We start from the raw sequence: 13,438 nt of genomic DNA on the forward strand, positions 1-13,438 counted from the left end.
GCCCGGCCGGCGTGGGCTGGCGGGCTGTCTCTACAGGTTATCCACAGGCAGGTGCACGTATAACTTGGATAACTGACGTTGGGATTACCCTGTCAGGGTTCGCTGCGCAGAACCAATTCCACCATCAAATCGTCTGCCAGAGTTTCCAGGCGCGATTGCAACACATCCAGCGACAGCGTGAGCGGCACAGCGAGAATCGCTTCGGCGTGGAACAACGGCTCGCTACTCATCGGTGCCGGGCGCACTTCAGTCACCAGTCGCTCCAGATTCACCCCCTGCTCGCTCAGCAAACGCGTGATGTCGCGCACGATTCCCGGGCGATCATTGCCCACCAGTTCCATCGCGATGGGTTTCCAGGTGCAGGATTGCTCGATGCCGCTTTCTGCGATGAGCACGCGAATGCCATGGGCCGACAGCGCTTGTAAGGCGCTAACCAATTCCCCGTAACCCTCGGCCGGCACGCCCACCCGAAGAATCCCGGCAAACTGCCCGGCCATGCGCGACATGCGGCTTTCCAGCCAATTGCCGCCGTGCTCGGCAATGCACTGGGCGATGCGCTCGACCTGCCCGGGCTTGTCCGGTGCGAATACAGTGAGTACGAGGTGGTCCATGGCGCAGCCCTCTCTTGTTATGGAATGGGAAGTATAGGCAAGGGTTGTTTCGGCGTTGAATCGGCGGTGCTTCATTCGCGAGCAGGCTCGCTCCCACAGGATTTGCGCAGCCCCTGTGGGAGCGAGCCTGCTCGCGAATGAAGCACCGTCGATGAACCTGCGAAAAACAAATCGTGTACAACTTCATATATTTAACTGGAACAATCTCATGCTTTTTTGAGAACATCCCAATCCCCGACGTGACTTCAATGCGTCATGGGGTCGCAGAACGACGTAATTAGTCTGATTTTCACAAGCGCAATTCATCATGTAGTATGCCGCAGCGCGCACTACATAACGTTGGATCGATGTCTGCCTACAGGCGCGGTCGCAGCCCTGAAAGCCCAGTCAGCAAGGCCTCAACGCCGTTGATCGGTTCCATCCCAGCCGCCCGAAATGGCATGTACTGGTGGAGGGGGTTTGTGGTTTAAATAGCCCGAGGCTTCATTGTTAATTTGAAGAGCTGAAAAGCGAAATAGCTGAGCAGAGTGAGGCAAGCAATGACTGAACACGTTCAAGTCGGTGGCCTGCAGGTCGCCAAAGTCCTGTTCGACTTCGTGAACAACGAAGCCATTCCCGGAACCGGCCTCACCGCCGATAAATTCTGGGCCGGTGCCGACAAGGTCATTCACGACCTGGCGCCGAAGAACAAAGCCCTACTCGCCAAACGCGATGATATCCAGGCTCGTGTCGATGGCTGGCACCAATCCCGTGCCGGTCAGGCGCACGATGCCGTGGCTTATAAAGCCTTCTTGCAAGACATCGGTTATCTGCTGCCAGAAGCGGCCGATTTCCAGATCACGACGCAAAACGTCGATGACGAAATCGCCCGCATGGCCGGCCCGCAGCTCGTGGTGCCGGTGATGAATGCGCGCTTCGCGCTCAACGCCTCGAACGCCCGCTGGGGTTCGCTGTATGACGCGCTCTACGGCACCGACGCGATCAGCGAAGCTGACGGCGCGGAAAAAGGCAAAGGCTACAACAAGGTTCGCGGCGACAAGGTGATTGCCTTCGCCCGCGCCTTCCTCGACGAAGCGGCGCCCTTGGCCGCTGGCTCTCACGTCGATTCCACCGCTTACAAAATCGTCGACGGCAAACTGGTGGTCGCCCTTAAAGGCGGCAGCAACAGTGGCCTGCGCAACGACGCTCAGTTGATCGGCTTCCACGGCGATGCCGCTGCACCGACCGCGATCCTGCTGAAGAACAACGGCCTGCACTTTGAAATCCAGATCGACGCCAGCACCCCCGTCGGCCAGACCGATGCCGCCGGCGTCAAAGACATCCTGATGGAAGCTGCGCTGACCACCATCATGGATTGCGAAGACTCCGTCGCCGCCGTCGATGCCGATGACAAAGTGGTGATCTACCGCAACTGGCTCGGCCTGATGAAGGGCGACCTGTCGGAAGAAGTCTCCAAGGGCGGTCAGACCTTTACCCGCACCATGAACGCCGACCGTACCTACACCGGCGTCGACGGTAAAGAACTGAGCCTGCACGGTCGTTCGCTGTTGTTCGTGCGTAACGTCGGTCACCTGATGACCATCGACGCGATCCTCGATAAAGACGGCAACGAAGTGCCCGAAGGCATTCTCGATGGGCTGGTGACCAGCCTCGCGGCAATCCACAGCCTCAACGGCAACAGTTCGCGCAAGAACAGCCGCACCGGTTCGGTCTACATCGTCAAGCCGAAGATGCACGGTCCGGAAGAAGCCGCGTTCACCAACGAGCTGTTCGGTCGCATCGAAGAAGTCCTCGGTCTGCCGCGCAACACGTTGAAAGTCGGGATCATGGACGAGGAGCGCCGCACCACGGTCAACCTCAAGGCCTGTATCCAGGCAGCCAGCGAGCGCGTGGTGTTCATCAACACCGGTTTCCTCGACCGCACCGGTGATGAAATCCACACCTCCATGGAAGCCGGCCCGGTGGTGCGCAAGGCCGACATGAAGGCTGAAAAGTGGATCGGCGCCTACGAGAACTGGAACGTCGATATCGGTTTGAGCACCGGCCTGCAAGGTCGCGCGCAGATTGGTAAAGGCATGTGGGCGATGCCCGACCTGATGGCCGCGATGCTCGAACAGAAAATCGCCCACCCACTGGCCGGCGCCAACACTGCCTGGGTGCCGTCGCCGACTGCCGCTGCCCTGCACGCGCTGCACTATCACAAGGTTGACGTGTTCGCGCGTCAGGCCGAACTGGCCAAACGTGCGCGCGCATCCGTGGACGACATCCTGACCATCCCGCTGGCCGTCAATCCGGCCTGGACGCCAGAGCAGATCAAGAACGAACTGGACAACAATTCCCAGGGCATTCTCGGTTACGTGGTGCGCTGGATCGACCAGGGCGTGGGTTGCTCGAAAGTGCCGGACATCAACGACGTCGGCCTGATGGAAGACCGTGCAACGTTGCGCATTTCCAGCCAGCACATCGCCAACTGGCTGCGCCATGGCGTGGTTACCGAGGCGCAAGTGATGGAAAGCCTCAAGCGCATGGCGCCGGTGGTTGACCGTCAAAACGCCAACGACACGCTGTACCGTCCGCTGGCTCCGGACTTCGACAGCAACATCGCCTTCCAGGCGGCAGTCGAACTGGTGGTTGAAGGTACCAAGCAACCGAACGGTTACACCGAGCCGGTTTTGCACCGTCGTCGTCGCGAGTTCAAGGCTGCGAATGGCTTGTAAAGCTGAGGGTTGATGCCCGGAAATGAAGAAGCCCTGATCGAAAGATCAGGGCTTCTTTGTTTGGAACAAGGTCAAAAGATCGCAGCCTTCGGCAGCTCCTACGTGGGATCGGGTAGGAGCTGCCGAAGGCTGCGATCTTTCAACAATTCACACATCCATCCCCAACTCATGCTTGACCAGTCCCAGCAATTTGCCGGTATCAATGGGCTTGAGCAGAAAATCCACCACGCTCAGGTGCATTGCGGCAATCGCGTCCTGCACATCGGCGTCGCCGGACACAATGATGAACGGCATCGCCGCCCGTACCGATTCCCGCACCTGGCGGATCAGGTCCAGTCCATCGATGTGGCCCATCCGCAGATCGGTGATCACCAGCCCGATCGAGGGCTTCTCATTCAGCATTTTGAGTGCGGTTTCACCACTGGCCGCGGTCATGCAGCGAATGCCATCCAGCGCGAGAATCTCCGACAGCAGCTCGCGGGCATCTTTGTCGTCATCGACGATCAGCACGCGTTGCGGCGGCAGGTCGGGTTCCAGCATGACGGCACTCAGCGCCTCGCGCTCGGCGTCACTCAAAATATCGTGGTCGGACATGGCTTTCTCTATGTTTTCATTTCAATTCCCTAGCACATCCGTCAGACATCGCTAAGTGGCGCAACAATGTGCACTTCGTCGGATTTATTTCCTATAGGGGAAAGGATAGGTTCTTCCCAAGATTACGTAGGGTATTTCCGAAAATTCATCATCCGTAGTCCGACCTAGACTTACGTCCAATGGGCACCCCGCGTTCAGGGGCCGACCATGGCTGAGTCATCCGACCACCACAATTCCAAAAAAAGACTGCGGTAATGGTTATGAGTAAAGCGGACGCCTTCACACAGGCAGGGAAAACCGCGGTGTTGCAGAACATCCAGGGCACTTTGCAATTCCTTCAGCGCTTCCCGCCCTTCAATCAGATGGAACACGCCCACCTGGCGTACCTGGTCGAACAATGTCAGCTGCGTTTTTACGCGCCCGGCGAGAGCATCATCAAGCCTGCCGATGGCCCGGTTGAGCATTTCTACATCGTCAAACAGGGCCGGGTGGTGGGTGAGCGCCCCCACACGGCCAAGGGCGGCACCGAAACCACTTTTGAAATCACCACCGGCGAGTGCTTTCCCCTCGCCGCACTGCTGGGCGAACGCGCGACGCGCACCGAACATCTGGCGGCCGAAGACACCTTTTGCCTACAGCTGAACAAGCTGGCGTTCATCAAACTGTTCGCACTTTCCAACGCGTTTCGCGACTTTGCCCTACGCGGCGTCAGCAGCCTGCTGGATCAGGTCAATCAGCAAGTCCAGCAAAAAGCCGTGGAAACCCTTGGCACCCAGTACTCCCTCAACACCCGATTGGGCGAGTTGGCCATGCGCCACCCGGTGACGTGCAGCCCGAGCACGCCGCTGCGTGAAGCGGTGACGCTGATGCACGAACAGCAGGTCGGCAGCATTGTGGTGGTGGACGAACACAAGGCGCCGCTGGGCATTTTCACCCTGCGCGACCTGCGCCACGTGGTGGCCGAAGGCACCAACGATTTTAATGAAGTTATCGAACGCCACATGACTCAGGCGCCGTTTTTCCTGACGCCGGATCACAGCGCGTTCGATGCGGCGATTGCGATGACCGAGCGGCACATCGCCCACGTGTGTCTGGTCAAGGATCAGCGCCTGTGCGGCGTGGTCTCCGAGCGAGATCTGTTTTCCTTGCAACGGGTCGATCTGGTGCACCTGGCGCGCACCATCCGCAGCGCCCAGCGCGTGGAAAACCTGGTGGTGCTGCGCGGTGAAATTGGCCAATTGGTGGAGCGCATGCTGGCCCACGGCGCCTCTTCGACGCAAATCACCCACATCATCACCCTGCTTAACGACCATACCGTGTGCCGGGTGATCGAACTGACCCTGGCGGAAAAAGGCGACCCCGGCGTGCCGTTCAGTTGGCTGTGCTTCGGCAGCGAAGGCCGTCGCGAACAGACGCTGCACACCGACCAGGACAACGGCATTCTGTTCGAGGCCCGAGACGCCGCGCACGCCGCCGAGATCCGCGGCAAGTTGCTGCCCATCGCGCAACAGATCAACCAGAGCCTGGCGTTGTGCGGCTTCACCCTGTGCAAGGGGAACATCATGGCCGGCAACCCGGAGCTGTGTTTGTCCCGTGCTGAATGGGCGCGGCGTTTTGCGGCGTTTATTCGTGAAGCGACACCGGAGAATCTGCTGGGCTCAAGCATCTACTTCGACCTGCGCGTGGTCTGGGGCGACGAGCAGAGCTGCGAGCAGTTGCGCCGGGGGATTCTCGATCAAGTCGCCGACAATCGACTGTTCCAGCGCATGATGGCCGACAATGCCCTGCGCAACCGTCCGCCCGTAGGACGTTTCCGCGAGTTCGTGCTGGCGCGCAAGAACGGCGAGAAAGCCACCCTTGATTTGAAAGTCCAGGGTTTGACCCCGTTTGTCGACGGCGCCCGCTTGCTGGCGCTGGCCCACGGCATCGAGGCGAACAATACGCTGGAGCGCTTTCGCCAACTGGTCGACAAAGAGGTCATCGAACGCCTGGACGGTGCGGCGTACGAAGAGGCGTATCACTTCATTCAGCAAACCCGCATGCAGCAACATCAGCTACAGACCCGAGAGAATTTGCCCTACTCCAATCGGGTCGATCCCGACAGCCTCAATCATCTGGACCGACGGATCCTGCGTGAATCCCTGCGCCAGGCGCAACGCCTGCAAAGCAGCCTGACGTTGCGGTATCAGTTATGAGCCTGTTTTCCTGGTTGCGCCCGTCGGGCCCGATGCTCTCGGGGGATTTGCTGCAACGCCTGAACACCTTGCCGGCCGTTGTCGAGCTGAGCGAGTGCAGCTTGCGCGAGCAGCGCTGGGTGGTGCTGGACCTGGAAACCACCGGGCTGAACCTGAACAAGGATCGGGTGCTGTCCATCGGTGCGGTGGTGATCGAGGACGGCGCGATCGACTTCAGTCAGCAATTCGAACGCACCCTGCAATGCGCCGATATGAAGGTGGCGCCCAGCGTGCTGATTCACGGCTTGGGGCCAAGCGCGATCGCGGCCGGCAGTGATCCGGCGCAGGCGTTGGTCGAGTTCATGGAGTTCGTCGGTGACAGCCCGGTGCTGGCGTTTCATGCGCCCTTCGATCAGCACATGCTCGGTCGCGCGCTGAAGGATCATCTGGGCTACAAGCTGCAGCATGTGTTTCTGGACGTGGCGGACATCGCGCCGCTGCTGTGCCCTCAGGCGCAGATTCGCGAAGCGGGGCTGGATGAGTGGATCGACTGGTTCAAGCTCGAAGTGTTCGAGCGCCACAATGCCAGTGCCGATGCGCTGGCGACGGCGGAGCTGGCGCTGATCCTGTTCAGCCGCGCGCGGCAACAGCAGATTCACAGCCCGTTGAATTTGCAACAGCGTTTGAGTCAGTGGAAGCGCCGGCAGCGAGCACCTTCGTTCTAACAGACACGCTTCCCCCGTAGGAGCTGCCGAAGGCTGCGATCTTTTGATCTTGAAAATCAACATCAAAAGATCGCAGCCTTCGGCAGCTCCTACGGGGTTAGAGCGTTCATTTCGCTGATTAGCATCCACCTGACCAGCGGCCAATTGCTTACCTCCCCCACCTCTGACACAATCGCGAACAATTCTCGTTAGTTAACATTTCCCAATCGGTGATGCGGCGTGTCGTCAGTCCAAAGCCCCCACAGTGAGCTCGTCGGTGCGCTATATCGCGACCATCGCAGTTGGCTATTGGCCTGGCTTCGACGTAATGTCGCCTGCCCGCAACGCGCCGAAGACCTGAGTCAGGACACCTTCGTGCGCCTGCTGGGCCGGGATGAACTCAACGAACCTCGCGAACCGCGCGCGTTTCTGGTGGCGATTGCCAAAGGCCTGCTGTTCGACTATTTCCGGCGCGCCGCGCTGGAACAGGCCTATCTCACCGAACTGATGCTGATCCCCGTAGGCGAACAACCGTCGGTGGAAGAACAGCAACTGATCCTCGAAGACCTGAAAAACATTGACCGCCTACTCGGCAAGCTATCGAGCAAGGCCCGTGCGGCGTTTCTGTATAACCGCCTCGACGGCCTCGGCCACGCCGAAATCGCCCAGCGTCTCGGCGTGTCGGTGCCGCGGGTTCGTCAATACCTGGCCCAAGGCATTCGGCAGTGCTACATCGCCTTGTACGGTGAGCCGGTATGAACCCGGTCAGTTCGAAACCGGTCTCGGCCCAGGTGCTGGACGCGGCGATTGCCTGGCAATTGTCGCTGGATTCCGGCAACCCGGTGGAGCGCGAAGAGTTCGCCAAATGGCACGCCGCCCACGAAGAACACGCCCGCGCCTGGCGCCAGCTGGGCATGCTTGACCAGCGTTTCAGCGTGGCCAGCGGCCCGGCCCGCGCCGCGTTGCTGCAATCGCGTGAGAGCATTCGCCGTCGCGTGCGCAAACTCGGCAGCGGAGTGGCGAGCATCGTCGCCGTGATTGGCTTGGCGCTGTTTGCCAGCGAGCGTTATCTGCCGGTTGATTACTGGCTGGCGGATCAGCGTACCGCCACCGGCGAGCAACGCGTCCTGCATTTGAGCGATGGCACCGTGATCAACCTCAACACCCACAGTGCCGTTGACGTGCGTTTTGACGAGAAGCAAAGACGGGTGATTCTCCAGGACGGGGAAATCCTCGTCGAAACCGGCCATGGCGATGCCCGGCCATTTATCGTCGAAACCCGCGAAGGCAGCATGCGGGCGCTGGGCACGCGATTCCTGGTCAAACGCGAGGAACAAGGCACGCGCCTGAGCGTGTTGAAATCCGCCGTGGCCGCCCATCCCGAGTCGAGCCCCGAAGAGCAGATTCTGCGCGAAGGCCAGCAGGTGCTGATGCGCAACAACGGCCTGGGGCCGATCGTCGCGCTCGACCTCGGCGCCGATGCCTGGACCCGCGGGATGCTGGTGGTGGATAACGCGCGGCTGGAAGATTTGGTCCGCGAACTCGGGCGCTATCGGCGCGGGCATTTGGGCGTTGCACCAGAAATCGCTGATTTGCGGATTACCGGCAGCTTTCCATTGCACGACACTGATCTGGCGTTGAGCGCCTTGTTGCCAACGCTGCCAGTGCAGATCGAGCAGCACACGCAATGGTGGGTGACGGTGGCGAAGGCTGAAGCCAAGCCTTGAGCACGCGTCAAACCTGTGGCGAGGGAGCTTGCTCCCGTTGGGCTGCGAAGCGGCCCCAGCTTTTTCAAGATAACGCATTCGTTGGTTTTGGGCCTGCTCCGCAGGCCAGCGGGAGCAAGCTCCCTCGCCACAGGTTTAGCGTGTGCCTCAAGGCTGATGCGTACCGATTCACTAACTGAATCGAAATTATTTTCATCCAGCCCTATCACTTTTGGATTTTCGTCCGGCACTTAGGCAATTGAGAAGTATTCCCTTTCAGGAGCCGCCGTATGTCCCGTTCGCTAGACACCTTGTTGCGCCCCGGTTTGCTGGCACTCACCATTGCGCTTAGCACCCCGCTCGCCAGCAGCCAACTGATCGCCGCTGAACAGGCGTCCAGCGTTCGCGCCTACAACCTGCCGGCCGCGCCGCTCGCCAGCATACTGAACCAGATCGCCAGCCAGTCCGGCTTGGCACTGTCACTGAACCCGTCGCTGGCAGCGGGCAAGACCTCCGCCCCGGTCAATGGCCAGTTCGATGGGGCCGGCGCCCTGCGTGCAGCCTTGCGCGGCACCGGTCTGCAACTGGAACAAAGCAGCACCGGCACCTACAGCCTGGTGGCCGTGCCGGAAGGCGTGATGGCATTGCCGGAAACTGCGGTGATCGGCGTGGAAAATACCGAAAGCGCCTGGGGGCCGGTGGAAGGTTATCTGGCGACCCGGACCGCCGCCGGCACCAAAACCGATACCGCTTTGGTCGAAGCGCCGCGTTCGATCTCCATCGCCACTCGCCAGCAAATGGAAGATCGTGGTGTACACAGCCTTGATGACGCCGTGCGCTACATGCCGGGCATCACCGCCAGCAGCTTCGGCAGCGACACCCGAACCGACTGGCTACGGGTCCGCGGTTTTGAACCGACCCAGTTCCTTGACGGATTGCCGCTGCCAAAAGGCGTGTATGCCAACCCGAAACCGGAAACCTGGAACCTGGATCGTGTCGCTCTGCTGCGCGGTCCGGCGTCGTCTGTTTACGGCCAAACCCCGCCGGGTGGTTTGCTGGACATGGTCAGCCGTCGCCCCAGCGCCGAGTCGAGCAACGAAATCCAGGTGCAATACGGCAGTGACAATCACCGCCAGATCAACTTCGCCAGCACCGGCAAGATTGATGACGAAGGCCAGTTTCTCTACGGCGTGAGCGGTGTGGTACGTGACAGCGGGACGCAGATCGACCACATCGACAACAAACGCTACAACATCGCGCCGAGCCTGACCTGGAACATCGACGACGACACCAGATTCACCCTGCTGACGCAGTTCACCCGTGACGATACCGGGATCACCAGCCAGTTTCACTCGATTCAAGGCACCAGGATCGACATGCCGTTTGGCGATATTTCCCACCACAAAAATCTGGGCGATCCGAACTACGAGTACTACGACCGCACCTACTACGCGCTGGGCTACGCCTTTGAACATCGCTTTAACGACGTATGGCAGTTCCGGCAGAACCTGCGCTACACCAAGTCCGACCTGTCGTTCCAGGCCATCACCGTCAATGCCTACAACCCGGCATTTGCCGCGTTCGGATTTGTTGTCGATGATCAGGGCAATACCGGACGCGGCACTACCAATGTGGAAGAAGACATCAGCCAGTTCGCGGTGGACAACAACTTCCAGGGCGACTTTTCCACCGGTGACATCAGCCATACCCTGCTGATCGGACTGGACCATCAGCGCAACAACACCAACTACCTCTCGATCTTCGGTTTCGCGCCGGGCATCAACGTCAACACCCCGCAATACGGCTTGCCGATCACTCGCCCGCCGCGCGCCGATGCTTTCTATGACTACGACCAGAAGACCTACCAGACCGGCGTGTATGTTCAGGAACAAATGGCTCTCGACCAGTGGCGGCTGACCTTGGGCGGCCGCGAGGATTGGGTCCACACCGGCACGAAGTTTTTCAATGATGACGATGCCACCAACACCGAGCGCGACAAAAAATTCAGCGGCAACGCAGCAATCAGCTACGTGTTCGACAACGGCATCGTGCCTTACCTGTCTTACGCCGAGTCGTTCCAGCCAACCAGCAATGCCGTCGCCTCGGCCACCCAATCGTTCAAGCCGACGGAAGGTCAGCAATGGGAACTGGGCATCAAGTACCAACCACCGGGCAGCAATACATTGCTGAGCGCAGCGGTTTACGACCTGACCCAGAAAAACGTCTCCGTCACCACTACCGTGGGTAACGTGCCAATCACCAGCCAGACCGGCGAAGTGAAAGTCAAAGGCCTGGAGCTGGAAGCGGTTTCCGACGTCACCGACAACCTGAAAATCATCGCGGCTTACACCTTGGCGAAATCCGAAGTGCAGAAAGGCGACTTCAAAGGCAACCGCTTGCAACTGATGCCCAACCAGCAGGCTTCCTTGTGGACCGACTACACCTGGCACAACGGCGTGCTGGATGGCTTCGGCATCGGCGCAGGTGCGCGTTACACCGGTAATACTTACGGCGATCAAGGCAACACGACACTGGGCAAGGCTGACGCGTATACCGTTTTCGATGCGGCGGTTCATTACGACTTGGGGCGTCTGGACAACAGCTTGAAAGGTGCCTCGCTGGCGGTGAATGCAACCAACCTGCTGAACAAGGATTACATTTCCACCTGCGACGGCTTTTACTGCTACTACGGCGACCTGCGCAGTGTCGTCGCCAGTGCCACTTACAAGTGGTAAACGCTTGATTTGATACACGCTGTACCCAGGCCGTCCTCCTTGGACGGCTTTGGCATTTCTGAAGGTCTTGAAATGAAAAGCAAAACAATTCGCCGCTGGTCCTTCGTCCACACCTGGGCCAGCCTGATCTGCACCGTGTTCCTGCTGATGCTGGCGCTGACCGGTTTGCCATTGATCTTCCATCACGAGATCGACCAATTGCTGGGCGATGCTGCTGAATTGAAGGAGATGCCCGCCGACACTCCGCAGCTGAATCTCCAGCAGTTGGTGCAGGCGGCAGAAAAACATCGCCCCGGCGAAGTCATGCAGTATTTCGGCTTCGAAAAAGACGAGCCCAACGCCGCTATCGCGATCATGGCGGCCACCGCCGGCACCGAACCGAATTCTTCGCACACCTTCATGCTCGACGCCCGTACCGGCGAAGCGCTGGAGATGCCGTCGGCCAATGGCGGTTTCATGATGATCATGCTGCGCCTGCACGTGGACATGTTCGCCGGCCTGCCGGGCAAACTGCTGCTGGCGTTCATGGGAATCCTGTTCGTGGCGGCGATTGTCTCCGGGACGGTGCTGTACCTGCCGTTCATGCGTCGATTGAAATTCGCCACGGTGCGCCAGGACAAATCCACCCGCCTGCGCTGGCTCGATTTGCACAACCTGATCGGCGTGGTGACGTTGACCTGGGCGCTGGTGGTCGGAGTCACCGGCGTGATCAGTGCCTGCGCCGATCTGTTGATCGCGGCGTGGCGCAACGACAGCCTGAGCGCGATGGTCGCGCCATACCGCGACGCGCCACCGCTGACGCAACTGGCGCCGGCCACCCGTTTGCTCGACATCGCCAAAGAGGTCGCCCCCGGCATGCAGCCGGACTTCATCGCCTTCCCCGGCACGCGCTTTTCCAGCGAGCACCATTACGCGGTGTTCATGAAGGGCAGCACGCATCTGACTTCGCACCTGCTGACCCCGGTACTGATCGACGCCAGCACATTGCAAGTCACCGCCGTGGCTGAAAGGCCGTGGTACATGGACGCCATGGGCATGTCGCAGCCGCTGCATTTCGGCGATTACGGCGGCATGCCCATGCAAATCCTCTGGGCGACCCTGGATGTGCTGACCATCATTGTGCTCGGCAGCGGGGTTTACCTGTGGGTGGTGCGGCGCAAAGCGGCAAAACCCGTACTGGAGAAAGCGGAGAGCGTGGCATGAGACCCCGGCAATCGAATTTCTGGAAAGTCTTCGCCACCCCGGCAGTCATCGCTCTGTTCAGCGCCGCGGGGTTGTTTGCCGCATTGCTCGGGGATGGCGTCTGGGATGCATTGAGCTGGCTGGGCCTGGGCGTCCCCGCCCTCCTCGCCCTGCGCGGCCTCCTGCAACTCCGCTAACCCCTGTGGGAACGAGCCCGCTCGCGAAAGCGGTATTTCAGCTGACATAGATGTTGCTGACACACCGCTTTCGCGAGCAGGCTCGCTCCCACATTTGGGTCTGTGCCCGGATTGGCGATTGAGTGGATTCACCGACGCGCTATGCTGCGCACACTGCCACCGATCGAGACGCCCGCCATGTCCGCCCCCAGCATGACCCTCTACCACAACCCGCTCTCACCCTTCGTCCGCAAAGTCATGGTGCTGCTGCACGAAACCGGCCAGCAAGACCGCGTCGCCCTGCAAAACTGCGTGCTGACCCCGGTCGACCCGGACCTGGCCCTGATCGACGACAACCCCCTGAGCAAAATCCCGGCGCTGCGCCTGGCCGACGGCAACGTCATCCACGACAGCCGGGTGATCCTCGATTACCTCGACCACCAACACGTCGGCAACCCGCTGATCCCCCGCGAAGGCTCGGCCCGGTGGCGCCGACTGACCCTGGCCTCGATGGCCGACGGGATCATGGACGCCGCGGTGCTGGTTCGATACGAAGTCGCCCTGCGCCCAGTGGAAAAACACTGGTACGCATGGCTCGATGGCCAGCGCGACAAGATTCGCCGTGCATTGGCGTTGCTGGAAAAAGACGCGATTGCCGAACTGACCAGCCATTTTGACGTGGCTGCGATCAGCGTGGCGTGTGCGTTGGGTTACATCGATTTGCGCCATCCGGACCTGGATTGGCGCGAGGTGAATCCGCTATTGGCGGCTTGGTATTTTGAGGTAAGTCAGCGGCCCTCGATGCTGGCGACGATGCCCAGGGTTTAGATTTTCGCTGA

Annotated in this window: 11 protein-coding genes; 9 read left to right on the plus strand and 2 right to left on the minus strand. The window is 60.1% G+C overall.

The window, feature by feature from the left end; genetic code table 11:
* Window positions 1-92: 92 nt before the first annotated feature.
* A complete protein-coding gene (locus tag F8N62_RS12295; RefSeq protein WP_150711171.1) occupies window positions 93-611 on the minus strand; it encodes a glycine cleavage system protein R in 519 nt (172 codons plus the stop codon).
* Between the two features lie 539 nt (window positions 612-1,150).
* On the opposite strand from F8N62_RS12295, the gene F8N62_RS12300 reads away from it, so the two are divergent.
* The gene (locus tag F8N62_RS12300) at window positions 1,151-3,328 is read left to right on the plus strand and encodes a malate synthase G (RefSeq protein WP_150711172.1); all 2,178 of its coding nucleotides are present in this window, start codon (window positions 1,151-1,153) and stop codon (window positions 3,326-3,328) included.
* Window positions 3,329-3,475: 147 nt separating this feature from the next.
* Here the strand turns inward: F8N62_RS12300 and F8N62_RS12305 are convergent, their stop codons facing one another.
* Window positions 3,476-3,922 carry a response regulator gene (locus F8N62_RS12305; protein ID WP_150711173.1) on the minus strand — a complete coding sequence of 149 codons (447 nt, stop codon included), beginning with the start codon at window positions 3,920-3,922 and terminating at the stop codon, window positions 3,476-3,478.
* A gap of 254 nt (window positions 3,923-4,176) precedes the next feature.
* Here F8N62_RS12305 and F8N62_RS12310 point away from each other — a divergent pair, with 254 nt between their 5' ends.
* From F8N62_RS12310 to F8N62_RS12350, 8 genes are all read left to right on the plus strand, one after another.
* Complete coding sequence (locus tag F8N62_RS12310; protein ID WP_150711174.1) at window positions 4,177-6,117, plus strand: putative nucleotidyltransferase substrate binding domain-containing protein; 1,941 nt, start codon at window positions 4,177-4,179, stop codon at window positions 6,115-6,117.
* Entirely contained in the window at window positions 6,114-6,821 is a 708-nt protein-coding gene (locus tag F8N62_RS12315; protein WP_150711175.1) for a PolC-type DNA polymerase III, read from the plus strand. Before F8N62_RS12310 ends, F8N62_RS12315 begins: the two co-directional genes overlap by 4 nt.
* Before the next feature lie 219 nt (window positions 6,822-7,040).
* Window positions 7,041-7,559 (plus strand): RNA polymerase sigma factor, encoded by a 519-nt coding sequence (locus F8N62_RS12320; RefSeq protein WP_150711176.1) that lies wholly within the window; start codon window positions 7,041-7,043, stop codon window positions 7,557-7,559.
* Window positions 7,556-8,527, plus strand: a complete 972-nt coding sequence (locus F8N62_RS12325) for a FecR domain-containing protein (RefSeq protein ID WP_150711177.1) — start codon at window positions 7,556-7,558, stop codon at window positions 8,525-8,527. Before F8N62_RS12320 ends, F8N62_RS12325 begins: the two co-directional genes overlap by 4 nt.
* A 269-nt stretch (window positions 8,528-8,796) precedes the next feature.
* Entirely contained in the window at window positions 8,797-11,241 is a 2,445-nt protein-coding gene (locus F8N62_RS12335) for a TonB-dependent siderophore receptor (protein ID WP_150711178.1), read from the plus strand.
* A 72-nt stretch (window positions 11,242-11,313) separates the two neighbouring features.
* Entirely contained in the window at window positions 11,314-12,444 is a 1,131-nt protein-coding gene (locus F8N62_RS12340) for a PepSY-associated TM helix domain-containing protein (RefSeq protein WP_150711179.1), read from the plus strand.
* A complete protein-coding gene (locus F8N62_RS12345) occupies window positions 12,441-12,620 on the plus strand; it encodes a hypothetical protein (RefSeq protein ID WP_150711180.1) in 180 nt (59 codons plus the stop codon). Before F8N62_RS12340 ends, F8N62_RS12345 begins: the two co-directional genes overlap by 4 nt.
* Window positions 12,621-12,797: 177 nt before the next feature.
* Window positions 12,798-13,427 carry a glutathione S-transferase gene (locus F8N62_RS12350; RefSeq protein WP_150711181.1) on the plus strand — a complete coding sequence of 210 codons (630 nt, stop codon included), beginning with the start codon at window positions 12,798-12,800 and terminating at the stop codon, window positions 13,425-13,427.
* Window positions 13,428-13,438 lie beyond the last annotated feature (11 nt).

It is taken from the genome of Pseudomonas fluorescens, assembly GCF_902497785.1.
GTDB lineage: Bacteria > Pseudomonadota > Gammaproteobacteria > Pseudomonadales > Pseudomonadaceae > Aquipseudomonas > Aquipseudomonas fluorescens_BO.

Coding starts and splice junctions, on each gene's coding strand:
- F8N62_RS12325 (WP_150711177.1), top strand. CDS start 7,556: ATGAACCCGGTCAGTTCGAAACCGGTCTCGGCCCAGGTGCTGGACGCG.
- F8N62_RS12350 (WP_150711181.1), top strand. CDS start 12,798: ATGTCCGCCCCCAGCATGACCCTCTACCACAACCCGCTCTCACCCTTC.
- F8N62_RS12315 (WP_150711175.1), top strand. CDS start 6,114: ATGAGCCTGTTTTCCTGGTTGCGCCCGTCGGGCCCGATGCTCTCGGGG.
- F8N62_RS12335 (WP_150711178.1), top strand. CDS start 8,797: ATGTCCCGTTCGCTAGACACCTTGTTGCGCCCCGGTTTGCTGGCACTC.
- F8N62_RS12305 (WP_150711173.1), bottom strand. CDS start 3,922: ATGTCCGACCACGATATTTTGAGTGACGCCGAGCGCGAGGCGCTGAGT.
- F8N62_RS12340 (WP_150711179.1), top strand. CDS start 11,314: ATGAAAAGCAAAACAATTCGCCGCTGGTCCTTCGTCCACACCTGGGCC.
- F8N62_RS12345 (WP_150711180.1), top strand. CDS start 12,441: ATGAGACCCCGGCAATCGAATTTCTGGAAAGTCTTCGCCACCCCGGCA.
- F8N62_RS12295 (WP_150711171.1), bottom strand. CDS start 611: ATGGACCACCTCGTACTCACTGTATTCGCACCGGACAAGCCCGGGCAG.
- F8N62_RS12300 (WP_150711172.1), top strand. CDS start 1,151: ATGACTGAACACGTTCAAGTCGGTGGCCTGCAGGTCGCCAAAGTCCTG.
- F8N62_RS12310 (WP_150711174.1), top strand. CDS start 4,177: ATGGTTATGAGTAAAGCGGACGCCTTCACACAGGCAGGGAAAACCGCG.